Raw genomic sequence first — 22,623 nt, forward strand, 5'->3', positions numbered from 1 at the left:
CTCGCTCAAGATTTTCTTCTAAACAAATCGCTTTATCTCATGATGCTTCCAGTTATTGCTTTTTATGTGGTTTTTCATTATTTGCCTATGTATGGAGCAATTATTGCCTTTATGGACTATATTCCTATAAAAGGTATAGCGGATAGCGAGTGGGTAGGATTTCAAAACTTTCAAAATTTTCTGAGTGGATTTTATTTTTGGCGCATACTCAAGAACACAGTAATTATTAGTGCTTATTCTATATTTTTTGAGTTCCCGGCGCCCATTCTACTTGCTCTACTGCTTAATGAGTTGAAAAATAAAACGTTTAGAAAAGTTGTACAGTCGGTTTCCTACATGCCGTACTTTATATCCATGGTCGTCATCTGCGGAATAATTACAGATTTCACAAATAGCGGCGGCGTAATCAACTCCATCGTTACTCATTTCGGCGGAGATGGTCAAGCTATGCTGCAGAAGCCTGAGTTATTCCGTCCTATTTACATCTTGTCTGAGATATGGCAAAAGGTAGGATGGGAGTCCATTATTTATGTAGCTGCTTTAATGGGTATTGATCAGGAGCAGTATGAGGCGGCAAGGATGGATGGGGCAAGTCGTTGGAAACAGATACTTTACGTTACCTTGCCTGGCCTTGCTCCTACTATTACTATTATGTTCATTTTACGCATGGGTAATTTGCTCAATGTCGGATTTGAGAAAGTGATTCTACTGTATACTCCGATTACGTATAGCACTGCGGATATCATTTCGTCATTCGTGTATCGCAGCGGTTTATTGGAATTTGACTGGGGATTCAGTACAGCAGTTGGCCTTTTCAATTCCGTTATTAACTTGATCTTACTCATTCTTGCAAATCAAATCAGCCGTAAAGTTAGTCAAAACGGATTGTGGTAAAGAGGTGTCATACATGCATAAGCCTAGTTTGTCAGAAAAAATATTTGATATCGTTCTCGTTCTTATTATGTTGATGTTTATTGCTATCACAATATACCCATTAGTATACGTTGCATTAGCTTCTATTAGTGATGCCAGCCAGTTGATTACACATAATGGTTTTCTTTACAAATCGTTAGGGTTTAATCTTGATGCGTATAAGCGTGTATTCACAAATCATCATATTCTAACCGGTTATATGAACACAATCATTGTTGTAGTTGGTGGAACATCTGTGAGCCTACTCCTCACTTCACTTGGCGCTTATGTGTTGTCACGGAAAAACGTATTTTGGAATCGTGTATTTATCTTTATTATTTTATTTACTATGTTTTTCACTGGTGGTCTAATTCCCCTATATTTAATTGTAAAAGGGGTAGGACTTTATAATTCTTTATTTGCGGTCACTCTTCCATTTGCGATTAATACATTTAATTTAATAATTATGAGAACTTCATTCAGTGCGATACCAGAAAGTTTAGAGGAATCAGCCAAAATTGACGGAGCGAATCATTTTATTATTTTGTTCAGAATTATCATTCCGTTATCCATGCCAGTCATTGCTGTGATGATCTTGTATTATGCCGTGGAAAGGTGGAACGGCTGGTTTTATGCATCCATCTTTATACAAAACAGAGCATTATTCCCATTACAATTAGTATTACGTGAAATATTACTTTCCAATTCGACAGATGGTATGTCAAGCGGAAGCGATATGGCTGAGGGACTTCAAATTGCGGAAACAATTAAATATGCCACAATTATGGTTGCTACTTTGCCTGTTCTACTGATCTACCCAGCTATTCAGAAGTACTTTGTTAAAGGCGCTATGGTAGGAGCGTTAAAAGGATAATGCCGGGAATCTGAATAGGGATTCGTTCAGTCAAATGAACAATCCCATTTTCAATATAATTTTGTTACCGTGAACACTTCGTCATAGGAGAGGAGCAAAAGAAATGAGTAAGACTGATGAGCAAATTTACAATCAAGATGAAAGGCAAGAGGTACACCAAGGAATTCATGACTACACAGCTGAATCCGAGTGGATTAAACCAGATAATCAGCTTCTTTTGGAACAACTAGAATGGTTCAAGGATCAAAAGATTGGATTCATGATTCATTGGGGTCCTTACTCTCAACTTGGTCTTGATGCATCTTGGTCTCTAAGCGATGAAGATGCGGTGTGGTCCCGGGAGAACATCGATTGGGAGGATAACGAGGATTCGTTTAGAGATCAGTATTTTAATTTGAATCGAACATTTAATCCGATACGATTTCAACCTGAGTTATGGGCAGAATTGGCACACGAAAGCGGGTTCAAATATCTAATTTTTACTACGAAGCATCATGACGGCTTTTGCATGTGGGATACAAAGACGACAGAATATCGAATTACAGGCTCGGAAACCCCATTCCATACTCATCGATATGCGAATATTGTCAAGCATGTATTCGATGCGTTTCGCGAAAAGGGTATGGCGATTTCAGCTTACTTTTCCAAAGCGGACTGGCACTCCCCCTATTATTGGGCACCTGGAATGGAAAGTAGTCGATCAACTTGGCGTGGACCGTCCTATGATCCGAAACAGTATCCATGGTTATGGGAGAAGTTTGTCAAGTTCACGCATGAGCAGATTGAGGAACTGACGACCAATTACGGCAGAATCGATGTCCTATGGCTAGATGCTGGTTGGGTTAGTGCCAAAAAATACGGTCAAGATATTCGTATCGGCGAGGCAATTGAAAAAGCGCGCGAGCATCAACCATGGATGCTAGCTGCAGATCGAACGGTTGGCGGACTCTATGAAAATTTTATAACACCTGAACAATTAACTCCTGACAAACCACTGAATGTTCCATGGGAAAGCTGCATAACGCTGGGAAAATCATGGGGATACCAATTTGGAGATCATAAGAACTACATGTCCACACGTCAGATTGTCCACACGCTTCTTGAAATAGTAGCCAAAGGTGGAAATCTAGCTCTAAATGTAGGGGTTCAACCTGATGGAAGAATACCGGAGGATGCTGTTCATCGGATGAAGGAGCTGGGCGCGTGGCTGAAAACATATGGTGAGGCCATCTATGGCACAAGAATATGCGCGCCTTATTATATGGAGAACTGCGCATTTACTGTAAAAGCAGAGACAGTATATTGTACTTATTTGTATGATTCGAAAGACGCGCAGGTTAAGGACGTGATTAGTATTCCTTATAAGGAACGAATATCGAACATTGAGTTAGTTGGAACCAATGAGAAGCTTAATTTCAAAGAAACGGATGATGGTTTGAGCGTATGGCTTCCGAGCTCTGAAATCACAGAAGAGGCACCAATCGCACATGTATTTCGAATAATGAAGTGACGAATTAATTACGATATTTGAGGTGATTGTAACATGCAACCTATCAAAGCAGGGTTTCCTAATTATGTCATTCGGAGTGGTTTAAAGAGGATAGTGGATAAGCTAGAAAACAGTCGTATAGCGAACATCGCTTTCATTGGGGGATCTGTGATGTTAGGATCTAGATCTTCAGAACAAGAGCAAACAAGTTACCGGGCACTGACGTACCGATATTTTGAGCGTCGCTTTCCCGATGTAGCATTCAAGTTCATCAATGCAGCAATTGGCGGAACCGATTCTACTTACGGTGCATTTCGGTTCGAGGACCATATCATCAAACTTGGGGCTGTCGATCTTTTATTTATAGAGTTTGCGGTAAACGATGCTGGAAACCGGAACGAATCCATCCGGGCAATGGAGGGAATCGTACGCCATGCCAAAAGATTCAATCCCCATATGGATATTTGTTTGCTTTATACAGCCAATCAATCTGGCTCCGAGAGCTATTCGGCGAATGGTAAATTTCAGGGGAATATTTACAATCACGAAGAGGTTGCCGAATATTACCAACTTCCTTCCATAAACATGGCAGCTGACATCTATAGCAGAATCGAATCGGGAAATCTGAAATGGGAAGATTTCAGTGCGGATACTGTACATCCGAACGACTACGGACACGCCATATATGCCCAGTCACTCGTTGTTTTTTTGGATGAGGCGATTTGTACAGACAAAGTGAAATCAACTAATAAAATGGAGCTTCCTTTGCCGATGGATCCATTTTGTTACGAGTCAGGCAAGCAAGTAGATCCTCTTACGACCAAGATTAGCTCTGGTTGGCAAATAATCGATAGATGGACTACCGAGAAAACTTGCAATTGGACGCCACCAGCAGATATCTTCATGGCGGAGACCCCTGGCTCTGAATTTATGTTCCGTTTCACTGGAATTGCAGTCGGCATTTCTATGCTGGCTGGTATGGACACCGGAGATATCGAGGTTTCAATTGACGGTGAATCATTTCGTCAGATATCGCTATTTGACAAATACTGTCCGATGTTCTATAGACCGAAGATCGTTACGTTTGCCGATGAGCTTGAAAGTGGGGAGCATATTGTAAAAGTTCGAATATCTACAGAAAAGCACGAACAAAGTGAAGGCCACACAGTCAGAATTTTGAAGCTGCTTGTGAATGGAGAGCTATGACAAGGATCAAGAGGCAACGTGGTATCCAAGGCATTAAGGTTCATGGATTAGATGTTATTTTACCAAGAAAAATATACATTCTTAAAGGTGAAACCCTTAATAAGGAACAATTGAATCTGTTTTTCAAAAATTTAATATTAGCTAACTCGTCTTATGATTATAAAAATATAATCATTGACGTAATCGGGAGCTATGGGAGACAGTATGACGGATTTTGGAGAATGGAATCAGATAGTTCAGCATCAGGGTACTCAGTGCCAAGCACTCCGTTCACTTTAATCATAAATGTTATGGATAGAGCCTTAAAGACCGTATTTACAAAAGCCTGCACGGTGGAGTTAGTTGATAAATCTAATTCTACAGCGGTACGTCTATTAGCAATCGGTGACAGCATTACAAGGGATGGCTCCTATTTGAAGCAATTTTCAAAGTTAAGTAATATTAGTACGCAAGGTACAAGAACTTATGATACTATGGATGATCCTGTTAATCGCGAAGGACGGGGTGGTTGGACACTAAGGAATTATATGTCTAACATCGGAACGACAGCAGGTGATAGTCCATTTGTTTTCCCTACTACGGTTAGTGGAAGTGCCTACAAGGGTAACACGGATTTTTGGATGAAAGTCTGTTATACAAATTCTAACGATTACGATTATCAAGGATTCCAAAAGATCGCAAGAGGTTGGAACCGTTCGAGTTACGTCTACGATGCAAATGGTTATTATACAGAGCCTAGTGTTGGTGATGTTATGGTTGACCCTTCGAAATCAGAAGGACAGCAATGGGTTCAATGGAATGGAAGCCAGTGGGCGGTAATGTCCCCGCAACCTAGTACATTTGGGGTTGATTTTTCGAAATATATCCAAAGATTTTCTGCTGCTTTCCCTGATGGTACGCCCACTCATGTCTCTATTTTACTCGGGGCCAATGACTTCCAATTAACAATAGGTGTAACTGATATCGATGTATTTATTTCTAATTTGAACACGTTAATAAATTCGATCCATGCTTATAATAGTGAAATCAAAGTGATTATTAATTTACCAACGCTTGGAGCAGGTCAAGATGCTTGGGGTATTCAATTAGGATCAGGTGCAATTCAAGAAAATTATGACCGAAATATGAAGCTGGAAGCACAGAGGCTACTGTCCGAGTTTGATACCGATACGGCAATTTCAAACCATATTTATATTTGTCCAATGGGGCAATGCTTAGATACTGTATATGGGTTCGATTACACAATTGAAAACGCGAACATTTATTCAACCGTGCAAGTGACCCGTTTTAATAATTGGGTTCATCCCAATACTACCGTAGGACATAAACAAATGGGAGATGCACTTATAGCAGTAGTTCAGAAGACTAGATAGTGAACAATTGGACGACCATTGATCTGGTTGGTGGGAGCAATAAATGGATGGAATGATTTTATTCGTAGAGGAGGTCTCATTAGTGATTACCAATTGTGATTGGTTGGAAGTAGCATGGGCCGATATTACACATAAAGTTGATCATACAAAAAAACGGATAAAGGACACATTTCCTCATGTATCCGTGAATGGCGTTTATGATGACAATGCGCTTGATTGGTGGACGAATGGGTTTTGGCCAGGCATTCTTTGGCTGTTATATCGGGAAAATAAAAATCCCATTGATCGTGAGCTCGCTGAAAGCTGCGAGAAGAAATTAGAGCTCCCTTTACAGGAATTCGAACTTCTTCATCATGACATCGGATTCATGTGGATTCCGACATCTGTCGCCAATTATAAAATTACAGGAAATCCGTTGTCTCGCAGACACGCCCTTACGGCGGCGAGTCACTTAGCAGGTAGATATAACCCTGAGGGGCGCTTCGAGCTTGGATGGAGATGCCTGTATAGGTTGGGCCATTATTGATTGCCTGATGAATTTACCGCTATTGTTCTGGGCAAGCGAAACAACTTCTGATCCTAAGGTTTCGACATATCGCCAATAGCGTGGATCTTGCCTTCCTTCTACAGCGATAGCTACGGCAATTTTTGATTTGGACACGTCAAAGCCAATGTATTTTGTGACATTACTCATAGTAGAAACCGACTCCTTTTAATTAGTAGCTTTGATTGGGATGGCAATGGAAACTTGCTCTAAATCCATTGTTTCCGAATTAACCTACGTCGAAGCAAAAGAGGATGTCGGTTTCGTTCATTATATCTATTTTTCGGTTCAAGGCTACCGCTGTTTCTATTTTCAATCCAGTCAAATACTTCTTTTTATGAACCTGACGATTTTCAACCACGTCGATCAGCGCTGGATCAGCACATCCAGTCTAATACTATATTTTCATCGGACAATTGGAAGCCGGCCTGTTGCACAAACTTCTCTAGCATGGTTCGTCGTCGTCCTTCGCGTTCCGCCAGCAGCAATTGCTCGAAAGGCGCTTGTGTATGCTTGTCCTGTTGCTGCGCCACGTTTTTAGCGTAGGCCGAGTTCATACCGCTATCATTATCATTTTGAGAAAATAACGGTCGAGCTTCGACCGCATCATGCATGCCAGACTTTAAGGGAAATCTTATAAGTTAGTGACGAACTGTCAGCCAGCAACAATGGCTACCTATTTAAATTTCTACTTACCTAATTCGTCTACGGAATTCAGAAGGGGAAACCCCGTAATAAGCTCGGAATTGTTTCGTGAAATGGTGAATCGATGAATAGCCCATATCCTCGGCTAAATCTGTGATTGAGATATCACTCTCGAGCAAGGTTACAGAAACTTGTTTCATGATGGACTTGGTCCAATACGCTTTAGGCGAAAGGCCAGAGGCCTGTTTAAACAAAAAATGAAATTGAGTCCTTCTAAGTCCAGTCTCCTTGAGCCAACGCTCGTAGTAAAAACCAGTCGAGGCCTCTTTTTCGATTCTCTCCATAATAGGTCTAATTCGGTAATCGATGTTTCGGTTCAATGAATGAATTTGAACTAATTGTAAGATAAATGCTTTCAGCAAGCAGCTTACAATCCCGGCGGAGTATGGTGTATTGCTTTCATGATGTTCGATGAGGTCAGCGAAGATTTCAGTCAAAGTGATTCGATGTTGCAGCTCCAGAAGATGAGGCAATGAATCCAATTCTGTGCCCTTTTTAACAATGGTCATAAGTTCAGAGGCGAATTCTAAGCGATTCCAAACGATATGTTGGTCGCTTTGTATAGGCTGATCCATCCAAAGATCGCAGTAAATATTGTACGAGGAGAGCGGCGCTGTCGGTTCGGAATAAAACCCGTGTTGAAGCATTGGGGGAATATAAAGCAGGTCTCCTTTTTTTATGGCTAGCTTACTGCCACCCAGAGTTAAAGATCCCAGGCCTCCATCGATTAGATGGAAGGCATAGCAATATCCGATACGGTTAAATTCATTTGTATTTCTATTAGTAGGAAATCGATAATAATGGGCAGTTCGGACAAAAGGCTGAATTGTAAGTAGTGGACTCTGTAGTAGTTGTATACCGGCATTCCCCTTTCAAATCAAATCAATTCAAAGATTATTATATATCAGATTGATCACCGTATAAATTGATAAATTTCTGAATGATTATCTAAATATTAATGTTCAAATAAATGCTAGTATTAAGGAGTGATTTAAAGAATTTTGTATTTGGATATTGGGTAGTATTGCGGTAATTTGTACAAATTATTTATGATTTAAAGGAGAGGCTGACATGAAAGCAAAACATCCTGAAGCACAGTGGTTTGACGAGGCAAGATTCGGAGTTTTTATCCATTGGGGACCTTACTCTTTACGCGAAATTGAAGCATCCTGGCCACTGATGCCTTATCACCATCAGCATTTACATGTGGATGAATATGAAAGTCTGGCAGATGAATTTAACCCGGAGCTATACGATCCTAAGCAGTGGGCGCGTACGGCGAAGGAAGCAGGGGCCAAATATATTGTTTTCACCGCGAAACATCATGATGGTTTTTGTCTTTTCGACACGAAAACTACGGATTACAATTCAGTTCAAAGGGGAGCTAAAAGGGATTTACTTGCCCCATTCGTCGAGGCAGCAAGAGAAGAAGGTTTAAAAGTAGGATTGTACGTTACCACGATTGATTGGCATGATCCGGATTTTGCAACTATTCCTATCTTGACTGCTCATCAATCTCCAAAGCCTAATGTGTACGAGCCTAACCGTTGGTGGGATTTCCACAAAAGATTTGTAGAACAATTGCGTGAACTACTAACGAATTATGGTCGTATTGATTTGATCTGGTTTGATGTACCTACTTTTGAGGCTGACCGATGGAGAAGTAGCGAAGTTAAACAGATGATGCTAAATCTTCAGCCTCATTTGATTGTGAATGACCGGCTTCCGGACGTTGGCGACTACGAAACACCTGAACAGTTCGTTCCTGTACATCCTCCAGAAGAATGGTGGGAATCTTGTATGACCATGAATGATCAATGGGCGTACCATTCTGATCCCGAGGCTTATAAAAGCACGAATACATTATTGAATACGATTCTGGAAGTAACATCAAAAGGCGGGAATCTGCTCTTGAACGTAGGACCACGCCCAGACGGAACAATGCCAGAAGAAGCTGTTGAGCGACTGAAAGCCATTGGCAAATGGTTGAAACATTCAGGAGAAAGTATTTATGGAACTAAGCGCGTTCCCGAGCACTACCCGCCAAGTTTTTACGGACCTCTTACAATGAAAGAGAACACCGTATACTTGCATGTCAGAGATATTCCACGCTTCCCTGTTGAGCTTCGTGACGTCGGAGGCGATGTAAAAAGTGTGAGACTAGTATCTACGGGACAAGCATTGAATTATCGGGTGGAAGTTACGAATGGTTTAGCCGGAGGTCTTGCGTATAATTATTTTAAAGTAAGTCGAATATCCATTGATCTTCCTGTAGCGGTTTGTAATGAATGGAATACCGTTGTGGCGGTCGAATTTGAGTCGAATCCTGTTTGGCCGAAGAAAGCCATAAAGTAAAATTTAGGTATTAATTTGCCTCAAGATAGAAGGTGTGATGCGAAATGCAACGCTTCGGAAGTGTAATTAGAGTAAAAGAAGATAAACTAGAAGAATATAGAAGGTTGCATGCGAATGTGTGGCCAGATGTTCTGAAGATGATCCAAGAATGTAATATTCGAAATTACTCCATTTTTTATAAAGAAGGGCTCTTATTCAGTTACTTCGAGTACATTGGGGAAAGTATTGATCTGGATATGGCAAGAATGGCAACAGATCCCTTAACGCAGCAATGGTGGAAGCTAACTGACCCGTGTCAGATACCATTAGAAACTTGCCAAGAGGGAGAAAGGTGGGCTGTTATGGAAGAAGTCTTCCATAGCGACTAATACTGAGATGAAACAAAAGGAAGGGGCCGATTAAGCCACTTCCTTTTGTTTTTCTTACACTAAGACAACATGTACATATACTGTACTTGTATAACGATCAATCTTTACTAATGTGAGCAACTCACTTTCTAGAGTTGCTCACATTAGTTTTCATAACCGCTTCTTCCGATATTGCAACGGCGTGCATCCGATTTGACTTTTGAACAATTGAATGAAATATGAGGGACTACGAAAGCCAATGGTAAGAGCTAGATGCTCAATTGATAACTCGGTGGTATGTAGCAACAGGCAGGCCTGCCTTATACGTATTGCTGCTAGGTAGTCTTGAATGGTACTGCCAGTTTCTGCTTTGAATAAGCGAGATACATGGTGTTTAGAGAGATGAAGAAAGTCTGCTATGGCATCTAATTGAAATTCCTCGTGAAGTCGCTCTTCCAGCCAAGTCATAATTTGTTGGGAATAGCGTTTCTGCACACCTTGCTCGTTGGGGATTGTTCGAGAGTGCTCAATCAAAAAGCGCAGGGTATCCAGTAATGGTAGCATTCGAACGGCAAAGTGTGACATGCGCTCTTGTGGCGTCATGAATTCTACGGTACCTTGCAGGGTTTCTATTAGCAGTAGGAAATGTGTACGGACAGTTTCGGATGTTAGGCAGGTGGCTTCCATGTGACCATCCCGAAAATACTCATAGAACCGCATTAAAGCAGGAAACGGCTGCAAAAAGGGATGTAAGGCTACCGGATCAAACTTGATGACTGTGCGGCAGTAAGGATGCTGTTCATCAATTTGAGCAAACACCTTATGCAATTGGTAAGGCGTGAAGAAATATAACTGACCAGGTTTCATTTCGTAGATACGTTCATTAACGATTACCGTTCCACGGCCTTCATGAATATATAAACATTCCAGCCCTTGGTGGTAGTGATAGTAGCCTTTTATCGGCTTACGATCTATTGCACGAATATTGAGGGTTAAGGGCTGGCTAGTGAAATCCATTATAAGCATTCGATTCAAAAGGATCTTCTCCTTAAGTAATAGTGATCAATATAGAGATATTTTAACACAACATACTGACAAAAATACGGGTTATTTTCCGCTACGATAGAGGTAGATTGTGCATGAGGAGAGATGAAGTAATGATAACGGAAGATATTCGGCTTGAATCTACAGTTCAGGAGTGGGTGGCTACCGCTTGGCAGCAATGTATTGAAAAAGTACTAGTCACTAGTTCAAGGATTGGTATAGGGTTTCCTCACGTATCTAAGGACGGACGTTATGATGATAGAGAGGCCGATTGGTGGACGGCAGGCTTTTATCCAGGGCTGCTCTGGTTGTTGTATCGAGAGTCAGGAGAGGAAGTTTTCAAACACTATGCGCAGGGTTGCGAAACGAGACTCGATGAGCCCTTGCAGCAGTATGAAGCGTTGCATCATGATGTCGGATTTATGTGGAGTCTTAGTGCTATAGCACAGTACAAGCTACTGGGTGGGGAGGCATCGCGACGTCGGGGCCTGATAGCGGCTAGTCATATGGCAGCACGGTTTAATGTGAAAGGAGGATTCATTCGCGCATGGAACGGTCCTGGTGTCGAGGGCTGGGCAATCGTAGATTGTTTAATGAATCTACCACTGCTATATTGGGCGAGTGAAGAGACTGGAGACCCACGCTATCGCTGGATCGCTGAAGCACACGCAGATATGGCTGCGAAGGAATTCGTTCGTGCGGATGGCTCGGTTCATCACATCGTAACATTCAATCCGGAGACCGGCGAACGGACTGGCGCTAGAGGCGGACAGGGCTACTCGTCAGAATCAGCATGGTCACGTGGTGCAGCTTGGGCACTTTACGGTTTTGCGCTAAGCTACAAATATACTGGGAAAAAGATTTATCTGGATACGGCGCTTCGGGTAGCGCATTATTTCATTGCCCATCTACGTGAGGATCATGTCCCTAAATGGGACTTCAGAGCGGGACGAGACAGTGACCATATTGTGGACACGTCTGCAGCAGCCTGCGCAGCTAGTGGGTTACTGGAGTTAGCTGACTTGGTTGATGAGGGGGAAGCGAATTACTATCAGGCATGGGGAGAACGTATAACTTTAGCACTTTACGAAAGCTATGGGGCTTGGGGTACGGAGGAAGAAGGACTCATTGTCAAAAGTACGGTTTCCTATCCCGAAAATAGGGACGTACATGTTCCAGTCATCTATGGTGATTATTTCTTTGTTGAGGCGCTTTCCAAGCTGAAGGGACAAAAGGAGTTGTTCTGGTAATGAATCATGTCAGTCAGAAGCGAGAAAGCAAGACGGAAGCAGTGACGAATCTTATGGTTAATTATGTTAATTATGAAGACTTCGGTGCAATGGGAGATGGCGAGACAGATGACATGTCAGCAATTTGTGCAGCTCATGCCTATGCCAATTTGCATGGTTTGCCGATTAAGACGAAACCGGATGCTACCTATTATATTGGTTCAAAGGCTTTGACAGCCGTAATCGAAACGGATGTAGATTGGAGTACTTCCAGATTTACCATTGACGACACGGCAGTAGAGAATAATAAAATGCCTTGTTTTCATGTGAAGTCGGTGCATAACCCCTTTGAGCTGAATATTCAGTCTCTGATCAGAGATCAGAAACAATTGGATATCTCTTTAGAGGACAATTGTTACGTTATTGTAACCAACGCCAACGTGAAAAAGTTTATTCGTAGGGGCTTGAATCAGGACAATGGAACTGATCAGACGGACTGCTTTGTTTTGAATAAAGACGGGGTCATTGCATCACCGATTGATTGGAATTATGAGGAGATTACCAAAGCTGAGGCATGGCCAATGGATAAGACCTTATTAAGAATCAATGGTGGTATCTTTACTACAATAGCTAATCGCGGAGAGTCCAAATATGATTATTATGATCGCGGGATAAGCATAAATCGTTCTAATACGGTGATTGACGGGGTAATCCATTATGTTACAGGTGAGGTAGGACACGGATCCCCCTATAACGGATTTTTAACTGTCAAGCGATGTGCGTATGTAACAATCCAGAACTGTTTTGTGAGTGGTCATAAGATTTATACAACCATTGGTTCGGCAGGTGAGCCTGTTACGATGGGAACTTATGATCTTTTGGCGAATAGTGTCATTGATTTTAAGCTGTTGAACTGCAGGATGAACAACATTACAGACCGAACCCGTTGGGGGGTTATGGGCTCAAATTATTGCAAGAATATTGTGGTAGAGAACTGTGTATTATCACGTCTGGACGCGCATGCGGGTGTCTCTGGTACGTATACCATCAAAAACAGTATGATCGGATGGCATGGCATCAATGCCATTGGCAGAGGATTATTAACATTAGATAATGTTGTATCTTATGGGAGTTCACTCGTACAATTTCGGAGTGATTACGGCAGCACGTGGGAAGGTAATGTTATCATCCGGAACTCCAAATGGATTCCATCCGTCGGAGATATCTGCACTCCCGAACTTTTTTCAATGAGTAATAATGGCGCGCATGATTTCGGCTATGTGTGCTACATGCCTCAAAATGTGGAGATTCTCAACCTGCATATAGATGATTCTAACGTGCCGGAAGACTATGAAGGCTTGTTTTTGTTTGCTGATCCTCATGACAATGAGAGTCATGATAAATTATCAGAGATGGATAACCCGCCGTATCCATACGTATCTTGCGAGAAACTAATTTGCCAAAATGTCACTACAGTGAGCGGTAAGAAACCGAAAATATGTCGAAATCCAATGCCTTTTGCCGAGACAGATGTGTTGATGTGAAATAAGGGATTTGTCATGAGTAATCAGGCAACCGGCCATCGCTAGGGGAGACGGAATATGAGAAAGGAGCCAACTTTAGTTGGCTCCTATTCTTTGTGCGCTCATTTAGAAGTTCGAGATTGTTCAGCCTTCTGGGATTTCACTAACTTTCGATTTCAATCGATACTCAGTCGGAGTGGCGCCGAATCGTTTTTTGAACAAAGTGAAGAAGTATTTCTTGTTTTCCCAGCCGATTTTGTCGATGACCTCATCAATATTATAGGAAGATTCTTTTAATAACTCAGACGCTTTGACTAGTCGGACTTCAGAGATATATTCGGCGATGGATTGAGAAGAATGCTCACGAAACAGTTTTCCAATATACGAGGAAGTCATCTTAAATTGGTCAGCCACCATATTGGTAGTGAGCGAATGGTTCATAAAATGGGCTTCAATGTACTTGATGACGTTTGATACGACGATCTCCGATTTCTCATCCTTGTTTTGCTTAATTCTTAGTACAATAAACTCGATAATGCTCAAAAATTCCGTATGAATTTGCATGAGTGTTTCCAGATTTTTTATTTTATTGTCGAAGGAAACATAATCAAGCGCAAATGAAATCGTCCCGTTTTTTTCCATTAGATTGATCGTGTTAAAAATGCTAGTCGACAAGTATGACAAGGCAAACATGATGTTGTTGTAGCTGCAATCTGATAAGGTCTCGAACAAGCTTTTGAGTAAGGTACTTGTTTCGTCAAGACGACCTTTTTTCAACATATCGAGGAATTGCTCGATCAAAGCATTGTTGATATTAAATGCAGATAAGGAGGCGAAGTCCATCTCGTGTTGAAACAGAACGCATGCGTGACCGAACTTGATCCGATAATGGGACAGTTCGACAACTTCTTCGAACAGATGCCTCCCTGCCAGTAAACTCTCTCCCGGATTACTTACAAATGCAGAAACACTTATTTTGCAGTAATGGGCATACACGTTCTGGATCTCTCGAATGAGGTGATTTAACTGATTGGTATACATGGTCGATTGATGCATCTCAACATCGTTCACCTCAACATTGAGGAGTGTAACAATCGTATTCCCCCCGTCATCCCATGTTTCGCAAGGAAAGGAGGGATATACAATCTCGTTGATAATATTTTGCAGGGCGTATTTCAATAACGATTGATCCTTCATACTGTACTGTGATAGGAATGCCGTAAAATGGTCAATTTTAAACAAAATGACCACAATCGTGCTCTTCGGATCAATGGCAATTCCATGTTCCTTTATAGAGTCCTCATTTATTTCAAACGATGGATTGCTAAACATCAAATTCCTCAAATACTTTTGCTTAAGCGTAACCAAGTTTGACTTATGAAAAGATTCAAGAGAAGTTAGTTTATGGCTAGTAGATTGAAGCGAATTGAGAATAAAATCGAACTCGTTGCGGTCATCTTGATTATCGTTCTTCGATTGGTCCATCTGACGAACCATAAATCGCAGATTGCGTATGGGAGCATATAAATTTCTAGTAAGCAAAAAAGCCGAAATTAAACAAATAATAATCATGATAAAACCGATTGATAATGAGATGCGCTTTACTTTCCCGATACTTTCCGATATGTACGAATAAGGAGTAATGTTAACCAATATCCATGGACTCGAATCATAAGTTGCATACGTAATGACAGAGGATTTGCCTTTGTAGTCCATAATCATAGTTCCCGATTTTTGATTAGATGCTAATATGTTGGAGACAAATGGCTGGTTGGTTAAGTCCTCCCCGAACAAATCTTCCCCTGAATTAGAATTTGTAACAACACGTCCCTTGTGGTCAAGGATGAGAATATTGCTTCCCTGTAAAGAATTCGCTTCTTGAGAAGAAGATAACGGAATAAAAATCCAAGACATCCTGACATTAACGATTAGCGCATTTTTCAATTTTCTCGTACCAGGAAAGTATTCCGGCACGATATAGGTAAATACATCTTCCTTTTTTTCTGGATCTAACTCGGATACCGGTATCCTTCTAGGGATGGGAGTAAGAATACTGATAGGGTCGGAATCCGAAATCATTCGAACGATTTCTTGATCAATAAAGTTATTTTGTCGATAGCCGGTATTTGGGCCGACTGTATAGTAGGTTTTGGAATAACCATTATACAAGTAAGCAGACTGTAAAAAGGGGATACCTCCTAAGTAATTGTCAATATTCCGAATACTTTTCAAAACATCAACGACCGGAATATCTTGACCATACATCAAATTAGCTGCATCTGGACCACTGAAAATAGAGGAGGTAATGTTTTTTGCATAATTATTGGTTGTCAGAGCATTCTGAAAGATCTGATTCATTAGTTTCTCATTCGCCATATTTAGTAAGCCAATGCTATAGTTCTTGAAGTTGTAGTTCAGAAAAAAGGACAGCACCAGCACGATGAGTGTAATGAAAAATGTGATCTTGATTAGTAGGTTGTTAAAATAATTCGGATTTTTGAAAGTAAATAGACGCCCCATGATGAATCCTCCCCTACCGCTCAAAATTGCTTGTTAGTCTCATGATTATATACGATACAGCCTGTCTAGGGAACGGAATCAGCCCTTTTTGAACTTAATTACATATTTTAAACCTCGTTATTGAACTTTTTCACAGTTTTTATCACTTTTGCAACCATTGTAGTTCCTGTTAGGCTGAAATCAGAAATAGTAGCATGACAGCTTAACACTGAACAACTTGGGGGTGACTTACTGTTTTTTATAGTAATTACATCGATAGCTTCTCATTACCAAAGGATTATCTCTTTTTCCCGAATCTTTTTTATTTGACAGGTTACTGTACGGAATAGTTCTTTTTAATAAAATAAAGGAGACGAATACACAATGAGAAAAAGTTATTTAAGTTTCTTTATCGCTCTCGTTATGATCATAACATCAATTGCAATACCTTTCCCTAACAGTGTCCAAGCTGCTGCTCCGACCAGTGAATGGTATAAAACTACCGATGCCAACGGTAAAGATTGGTTAAATTTACACGCTTATGGGAACACGAATATTACGGGAGTTGCACCTACTAATTATTCATTGTCAGATCTAGTGCTGGACATGGATTGGAATACGGTTACAACTCCAGGTTTTCCAAACTGGGCGCATCATGAGATTTATTTCGGATATCAGAATGCTAGCAATTATTATCAAGTATTTGTTCATGGTGGGAGCGGCGCTCAATTTCGAGTTAACAAAGTGATAAATGGTGGAGTAACTAATCTCACAAACACGATCACAGGTACTACCAACGCCTTAAATAATGAGACTTATATTGACGTTCTGAATAAAGTTAGACATTATCAAGTTAAGGTGAAGAACGGACTGATTACTGTAACTGTGGATGGTGTTCTTGTATTTTCAGTTACGGATACCAAATATACTAGCGGACAAATTGGTGTTGGCGCACAAGGGTATTATAATGTCCCTGGTGGCAACCTTACGAATCTTACACTGGCTGTTGGTGACCTCAAAGTGTCAAACAGTTCGGGTACTGATCTTGGTGGCAGCATCTTTGCCGGAGAACTCCCCAATTGGACGTTTAACGTACCAATGAAACCCAAACCGGATTTAAACCGTTTAGAAGAACATTTTGTTTATACAAATGGTTGGAAGATGCCGGCTTCCCAGGGCTGGGCAACCAACGCAGATAGTTTGGGAGTAGGCTATAAGGCGGAAGTCCAGAATCAGAAGTTGAACTTGGAATCGCCGGACACCGGACAAAGCTCCTTTTATGTTCAGAAAACGCTTTCAAGTCCATATTCAAAACCCTCATCTTCAACTGGCAAGTTTCAATTCAGTTATAAGCTGAAAATCAACTCCCTTACGGGAACAAGCAATATCAACATTACTGGGTTAGACGAAATCAATCCTCAGAGTCCTGTTTCTCAATTAAAGCTCGACAGTTCCGGAAATTTGACAGTTACCAACACAACTTACGCAACAACTCCAATTGCGGTTCTGAAAAATGGATATGAATACACCATTGGAATGGTTATGGATACGGTTTCAGGCAAACAGGATATTTATATCGGAGATGATGATGGCAATAATTCCATAGTAACGGGTTTGAATTTTACAAATCCATCAACTTCTGTTCAAGGAATAGTGTTTAATCTCGCAGGAAAATTTACTTTGGACGACCTGATCATGGAGGAATCCAATGTTAACTCGTTCCCCATTTTCCAGCAGATGTTCACTCAAAATACGCAAAATAAAGTGGACTATTTAACCGATCTGCCTGCAAAATTGCCTAACGGATTACTTTTTTCGAAGTATTCTTCTGACGTATATGTGAATGGGTACAGAATAAAGCTAAATGCCAATGACGATACGGTCATTCCATGGATAAATGGAAGCGATGTGCTTCTACCGAAGGATTTCGTTGTCAATAACCTGGGCACATCTGCTGTGCCGTCTACGCCGCACAATGGAATCGACTATGTATCCATCCAGGCGGTAGCTACCGAGAAACACAAAATATTTTGGACGGATCCCCAAAATGGCCCGCTTGTTGCGGTAAGCGATACGGCTAACTCGTTTACAACAGCGGATATCACCAGATTCGAGCAGACATTCGGCGTTTACGTATCACCTTCAGGAAGCGATTCGAATAACGGAACCTATAACAGGCCGTACCTAACATTTGAGGCGGCTAGAAATGTGTTGAGAACGAAGAAAAGTGGTACGGGTATCCCGATCGGGGGCATCACGGTTTATGCGATGGGCGGACAATATGCTAGAAACAGCACGTTTACACTCGATGCAACTGATTCCGCAAGAGCTAAAGCGCCTATTACCTACAGGGCTTTTCCAGGGCAAACCGTGAGTCTTTCGGGAGCGAAGAGCATTCCTTACTCCCAATTTTCATCGGTGACAGATCCAACAATCATTAGCAGATTGAAGACCGGCTTTGCAGACAAGATTAAACAAGTGAATTTGGGAGCTTTGGGATTCACTTCCGCCGATTGGGGTTCCATTCATCAAAATAATTGGAATACGCTAGACAGTCCGGACAATGCGGCACTTATTATTGATGGTAAAAAGCAAACCATTGCAAGATGGCCAAATGCAGATTTCGTAAAAACCGGTTCAGTCTCAAAGACGGGTGATAAAACCTCACCGGGGGCTGTGTTTCAGTACAGTGAACATGAGCAGGATTTATGGGCCACAGCAGACCAAATGTGGATGGAAGGATATTGGTTCTGGGACTGGTTCAGCGATGATTTGCAAGTTACCAAAGTAGATACTACTGCTAAAACAATTTCCGTAAGTACAAGCACGCCAACGGCATATGGGGTTGCAACAGACAAAAGGTATTATGCGTACAATCTGCTTGAAGAAATTGATCTACCAAGCGAATGGTTCCTTGACCGAAAAACGGGCATCCTTTATTTATATGCTCCGTATGACATTTCGCAGAGTGATATCAAACTATCGACACTAAATACGTCTTTACTTAGCATTTCGAATTCCAGCAATATCAATATTGTAGGGATAAAGTTTGAGGATTCGAATTACCGAGCGGCCGTCATTAAAGGATCCGATTCGATCAAAATCCAGGGTTCTAATTTCAATAATATCGGAGCCAATGCCATTACAATCGATAACTCAGTTAATGTTGATGTGTTGGATTCTGATTTTAATAATCTGGGAAAGGGAGGAGTCTATACAACGAATATTGGAAATCGTCCGACACTTGCTCCGGGTAATATCCGAATTCGAAATAATGTTTTTACAAGATACGGCATTGTAACCAGAACGGGTGCCCAAGCCGTCTCTATTGGCGGGGTTGGCAATTTTGTACAAAACAATGTGATTAACGAAGGGACCTACAGTGCAATAAATTTTCAAGCCGCGAATGACAATGTGATCGAAAACAATGAAATTTATGCCACTGACAAAGAAACCTCAGACGCTAACACCATTGGTACGGGGCGAGATTTCACTGTCCAAGGGAATGAGATCCGAAATAACTTGATACACGATATCAAAAGTTCAGAAGGTGGTCTAGGAACACATGCTGTTTATATCGATGATTCGGCAAGCGGCGTACGAATCACGAGTAACATTTTCTATAATGTCGACTCTGCTGTATTCCTTCATGGCGGAAGAGATATGATTGTCGACAGCAATATAGTGGCCAATTCCACAAGTTCGATTGATTTGATAGACCCTAGTTTACCAACAACATTTGATTGGCTGACACCACCAAACGGAACTTTATATACAACTTATATGGCGGTGCCTGCGGCAACAAGCGATCTTTGGAAATCTCGGTTCCCTACGCTAGCCAATGTACTTTCTGACGAGCCTACGAAACCGAAATATGATACCATTACAAACAATGTCCTCTATAATACGAAAAACGTTGGCGTGACGAATACGGCCTTGCCTTCAGGGACATTCGCGAATAATATAACCGTTACCGATGCAAGTCTGTTTAAGGATGCAGCGCATAATAATTTCGAGCTGGTTAAAGATGTCGGCCTAACAGGATTTGTGCCTCCTGTTTACAGTAATATAGGGCTGAAGTTGAATCCATACCGAACTACTTTTCCTAAGGTCTCGGATTTTAAGCTTCTTAATCCACAAAGCAATGCTGTTGAAATCCCTGCTTACCGTTTGCCATTAACTTGGGAGCCTGCAATTGGAGCGAACCACTATCAGGTCACGGTTGCAAGAGACAGTGCGCTAACTGATGTCGTCTATCAGGGTTCGGTGCCAACCAATTACTTGCAGCTCAATCTCGAATATGGCGGCAAGACTTATTATTGGAAAGTTGAGGCTATTAGTGAGTCAGGTCTATATCCGGACAGCAAATCTACGGCTGTAGCTAGCTTTACGACGGCTGTTAACGAAATTGTCGATAAGTACGAGCTCCAAAATAAAATCGCTGAAGCGCAAACCATTGATGCGAGTTCAGTCATAGGCTCCGATCCAGGTCAGTTTCCGTCTGAAGCAATAACGACGTTTAAGCAGGCGATTGATGCGGCAACTCAGGTTTCCAACAGCGCGATCACTCAGGGCGAGATCAATTCCGCATTGAATACCCTCATTCAAAGCATCAAAGACTTTAAGAAAAAACAGATTCAGGGCATAGTTGATTTAGGGCAATTATTAAGTAACAAATCCAGTTGGGTAGCTGCCAACGCTAACTATCTTTCATTTACAAGCAATAATGCGTTGACATTTGCTCCGCCAACCGGTAGTTCAAATAATTCTGCAGGCTATAATTTGAAAGTTCCAAATTACCCGATCTGGAGTTTCAAAGCTACATTCGATTTTACAGGTAATGCATACCAAGGCTTTACGATTCGTGGTAAAGCTGCAACGGGAATTCCATGGAATGCGGCAGACTACATGTTAATTCTAAAGAGTAACCAATTTGAATTGGCACGATTCGGACCTACAGGCAATTTTCCAGGAGGCTCAATCATCGTACCTAACGACATTGTGGCATCCGGCCAGGAGCATTGGATTCAGTTTGGAGCGCTGGATGTTAACGGCGGCGTCCGCCTCATTGTAAAAATTGACGGACAAACGATATATGACTATGTGGATTCAGATGGCTACATTTCGGACGATGGATTCTTTGGAATGTTTTCGAGTAAAGCGAATCCATTAATAATTAAACCGGATGGAAAAACGAGTGATAAGCAAGCACCGACAACTTCCGTTTCTGTTACACCTACAAGCCAGAATGGCTGGTATACGCAGCCAGCTACATTAAGTTTAGCAGCTACAGATGATCTGAGTGGAGTGTCTAGGTCGGTGTACAGTGTGGACGGTGGATCGTCATGGAAGAAGTATTCAACACCAGTCACTTTTAATCTAGACGGAATGAACAATGTTAAATATTATTCTTGGGACTTTGAGGGGAACCAAGAGGCTGCGAAGACAATCGATATCAATATCGATAGTCAAGCACCTGTAACGACAACTTCTTTAACCAATTCAACGTTAACTCTTACAGCCCAGGACAATGTATCTGGGGTAGCTCAATCGGAGTATAAGTTGGATACCTCAGCGACTTGGCTGCCATATGTAACACCAGTCAATTTTAGTCAAGCAGGAGAGTACACGGTCAATTATCGCTCGAGGGATAACGCGGATAATGTAGAATCCAAGAAATCAATCACGGTAACTGTTACTTCGAAACAAATCACGGCTACTGCGGGAAGTAACGGTACGATTAGCCCTAGAGGCATTACTTCTGTAAACGAAGGAACAAATGCAACTTACACGATCACACCAGATAACGGTTATATGATCGATGAGTTGAAGGTTGACGGAGCTAGTATAACGGTAACAGGCAATACGTACACGTTTACTAACGTAACAGGCGATCATACTATCAGTGTTACATTCAAGCTAGAACCAATGCAGCAGCTTATTGAAAGGTTTACTGCATCGGGTGAAATAAGAGGATCGTTGGTGAATCAAATCACGAACAAATTTAATCAGTCTATTGATCAATTAAACAAGGGACATAAGGATCAAGCGATTAAACATATGCAGGATGTTCTAAAGGATATTAAGAATGCGAAGCAGGGCGATATTTCTCCGTATGCGAAGCAAGGCTTGATTGCAGATGCAAATGCACTAATCGCAGCTTGGTCCAAATTTTAAAGCGTTTATTACAGTAATTAGGTAATCTTAACAAAGAATAACTAAACGGCTAGATTGTGACTGATGATGATGGGTACGCCAGACAAGAATATATGATTGATGCGTTGATTGTAGACGGCTGTCGTAACGAAAGAAAACACGGTCAGAGGCTGAGGCTTCTGATCGTGTTTTTGTTGTGCGCCTGGCATGGGCGATAACTAGGCGGTGAAAGTCCGCTACAGGCTTGGCAGTAGATGTGGCAGATAGATGAGGGGAAAGTTATCGCTCTTACCTGGGGAGATCTCACAGACGTGGGGTAGGAAAAAAATCCGAAAGACGGAGTAAAGCTTGCTGTGAGAAGTCAGCA

15 protein-coding genes are annotated in these 22,623 nt (G+C 41.5%); 12 read left to right on the plus strand and 3 right to left on the minus strand.

Going from position 1 to position 22,623, the window contains the following annotated elements; all coding sequences use genetic code 11:
- Positions 1-39 precede the first annotated feature (39 nt).
- From AC58QO_RS09330 to AC58QO_RS09360, 7 genes are all read left to right on the plus strand, one after another.
- Positions 40-894 carry an ABC transporter permease gene (locus AC58QO_RS09330; protein ID WP_497265460.1) on the plus strand — a complete coding sequence of 285 codons (855 nt, stop codon included), beginning with the start codon at positions 40-42 and terminating at the stop codon, positions 892-894.
- 13 nt (positions 895-907) lie between these two features.
- The gene (locus tag AC58QO_RS09335; RefSeq protein ID WP_497265018.1) at positions 908-1,786 is read left to right on the plus strand and encodes a carbohydrate ABC transporter permease; all 879 of its coding nucleotides are present in this window, start codon (positions 908-910) and stop codon (positions 1,784-1,786) included.
- Between the two features lie 103 nt (positions 1,787-1,889).
- Entirely contained in the window at positions 1,890-3,296 is a 1,407-nt protein-coding gene (locus AC58QO_RS09340) for an alpha-L-fucosidase (RefSeq protein WP_497265019.1), read from the plus strand.
- A 33-nt stretch (positions 3,297-3,329) separates the two neighbouring features.
- Positions 3,330-4,481: an SGNH/GDSL hydrolase family protein gene (locus tag AC58QO_RS09345; RefSeq protein WP_497265020.1), complete on the plus strand. Its 1,152-nt coding sequence runs from the start codon at positions 3,330-3,332 to the stop codon at positions 4,479-4,481.
- Positions 4,478-5,854 carry an SGNH/GDSL hydrolase family protein gene (locus tag AC58QO_RS09350; protein WP_497265021.1) on the plus strand — a complete coding sequence of 459 codons (1,377 nt, stop codon included), beginning with the start codon at positions 4,478-4,480 and terminating at the stop codon, positions 5,852-5,854. Before AC58QO_RS09345 ends, AC58QO_RS09350 begins: the two co-directional genes overlap by 4 nt.
- An 82-nt stretch (positions 5,855-5,936) precedes the next feature.
- Positions 5,937-6,380 carry a hypothetical protein gene (locus AC58QO_RS09355; RefSeq protein ID WP_497265022.1) on the plus strand — a complete coding sequence of 148 codons (444 nt, stop codon included), beginning with the start codon at positions 5,937-5,939 and terminating at the stop codon, positions 6,378-6,380.
- A 208-nt stretch (positions 6,381-6,588) separates the two neighbouring features.
- Positions 6,589-6,939, plus strand: coding sequence for a hypothetical protein (locus AC58QO_RS09360; RefSeq protein ID WP_497265023.1), 351 nt, complete (start codon positions 6,589-6,591; stop codon positions 6,937-6,939).
- 151 nt (positions 6,940-7,090) lie between these two features.
- On the opposite strand, the gene AC58QO_RS09365 is transcribed toward AC58QO_RS09360, so the two are convergent.
- Positions 7,091-7,960, minus strand: a complete 870-nt coding sequence (locus tag AC58QO_RS09365; protein ID WP_497265462.1) for an AraC family transcriptional regulator — start codon at positions 7,958-7,960, stop codon at positions 7,091-7,093.
- Between the two features lie 214 nt (positions 7,961-8,174).
- Between AC58QO_RS09365 and AC58QO_RS09370 the strand changes: the two genes are divergently transcribed.
- Positions 8,175-9,458, plus strand: coding sequence for an alpha-L-fucosidase (locus AC58QO_RS09370; protein ID WP_497265024.1), 1,284 nt, complete (start codon positions 8,175-8,177; stop codon positions 9,456-9,458).
- A 44-nt stretch (positions 9,459-9,502) separates the two neighbouring features.
- Complete coding sequence (locus AC58QO_RS09375) at positions 9,503-9,826, plus strand: L-rhamnose mutarotase (protein ID WP_497265025.1); 324 nt, start codon at positions 9,503-9,505, stop codon at positions 9,824-9,826.
- Between the two features lie 150 nt (positions 9,827-9,976).
- Here the strand turns inward: AC58QO_RS09375 and AC58QO_RS09380 are convergent, their stop codons facing one another.
- The gene (locus AC58QO_RS09380; protein ID WP_497265464.1) at positions 9,977-10,831 is read right to left on the minus strand and encodes a helix-turn-helix domain-containing protein; all 855 of its coding nucleotides are present in this window, start codon (positions 10,829-10,831) and stop codon (positions 9,977-9,979) included.
- Positions 10,832-10,962: 131 nt separating this feature from the next.
- Here AC58QO_RS09380 and AC58QO_RS09385 point away from each other — a divergent pair, with 131 nt between their 5' ends.
- A complete protein-coding gene (locus tag AC58QO_RS09385) occupies positions 10,963-12,099 on the plus strand; it encodes a glycoside hydrolase family 88 protein (protein ID WP_497265026.1) in 1,137 nt (378 codons plus the stop codon).
- Complete coding sequence (locus AC58QO_RS09390) at positions 12,099-13,622, plus strand: hypothetical protein (RefSeq protein WP_497265028.1); 1,524 nt, start codon at positions 12,099-12,101, stop codon at positions 13,620-13,622. The genes AC58QO_RS09385 and AC58QO_RS09390 overlap by 1 nt, the downstream gene beginning before the upstream one ends.
- A gap of 123 nt (positions 13,623-13,745) precedes the next feature.
- Here the strand turns inward: AC58QO_RS09390 and AC58QO_RS09395 are convergent, their stop codons facing one another.
- Entirely contained in the window at positions 13,746-16,121 is a 2,376-nt protein-coding gene (locus tag AC58QO_RS09395; protein ID WP_497265029.1) for an AraC family transcriptional regulator, read from the minus strand.
- A 363-nt stretch (positions 16,122-16,484) separates the two neighbouring features.
- On the opposite strand from AC58QO_RS09395, the gene AC58QO_RS09400 reads away from it, so the two are divergent.
- The gene (locus AC58QO_RS09400; protein ID WP_497265030.1) at positions 16,485-22,277 is read left to right on the plus strand and encodes an OmpL47-type beta-barrel domain-containing protein; all 5,793 of its coding nucleotides are present in this window, start codon (positions 16,485-16,487) and stop codon (positions 22,275-22,277) included.
- Positions 22,278-22,623: the final 346 nt, after the last annotated feature.

It is taken from the genome of Paenibacillus sp. J31R30 (assembly GCF_059692115.1).

Excerpts from the sequence above, each read along its gene's own strand:
- AC58QO_RS09375 (WP_497265025.1), top strand. The coding sequence starts at position 9,503 with ATGCAACGCTTCGGAAGTGTAATTAGAGTAAAAGAAGATAAACTAGAA.
- AC58QO_RS09350 (WP_497265021.1), top strand. The coding sequence starts at position 4,478 with ATGACAAGGATCAAGAGGCAACGTGGTATCCAAGGCATTAAGGTTCAT.
- AC58QO_RS09380 (WP_497265464.1), bottom strand. The coding sequence starts at position 10,831 with ATGCTTATAATGGATTTCACTAGCCAGCCCTTAACCCTCAATATTCGT.
- AC58QO_RS09345 (WP_497265020.1), top strand. The coding sequence starts at position 3,330 with ATGCAACCTATCAAAGCAGGGTTTCCTAATTATGTCATTCGGAGTGGT.
- AC58QO_RS09335 (WP_497265018.1), top strand. The coding sequence starts at position 908 with ATGCATAAGCCTAGTTTGTCAGAAAAAATATTTGATATCGTTCTCGTT.
- AC58QO_RS09390 (WP_497265028.1), top strand. The coding sequence starts at position 12,099 with ATGAATCATGTCAGTCAGAAGCGAGAAAGCAAGACGGAAGCAGTGACG.
- AC58QO_RS09340 (WP_497265019.1), top strand. The coding sequence starts at position 1,890 with ATGAGTAAGACTGATGAGCAAATTTACAATCAAGATGAAAGGCAAGAG.
- AC58QO_RS09330 (WP_497265460.1), top strand. The coding sequence starts at position 40 with ATGATGCTTCCAGTTATTGCTTTTTATGTGGTTTTTCATTATTTGCCT.
- AC58QO_RS09400 (WP_497265030.1), top strand. The coding sequence starts at position 16,485 with ATGAGAAAAAGTTATTTAAGTTTCTTTATCGCTCTCGTTATGATCATA.
- AC58QO_RS09385 (WP_497265026.1), top strand. The coding sequence starts at position 10,963 with ATGATAACGGAAGATATTCGGCTTGAATCTACAGTTCAGGAGTGGGTG.
- AC58QO_RS09370 (WP_497265024.1), top strand. The coding sequence starts at position 8,175 with ATGAAAGCAAAACATCCTGAAGCACAGTGGTTTGACGAGGCAAGATTC.
- AC58QO_RS09360 (WP_497265023.1), top strand. The coding sequence starts at position 6,589 with ATGGCAATGGAAACTTGCTCTAAATCCATTGTTTCCGAATTAACCTAC.
- AC58QO_RS09395 (WP_497265029.1), bottom strand. The coding sequence starts at position 16,121 with ATGGGGCGTCTATTTACTTTCAAAAATCCGAATTATTTTAACAACCTA.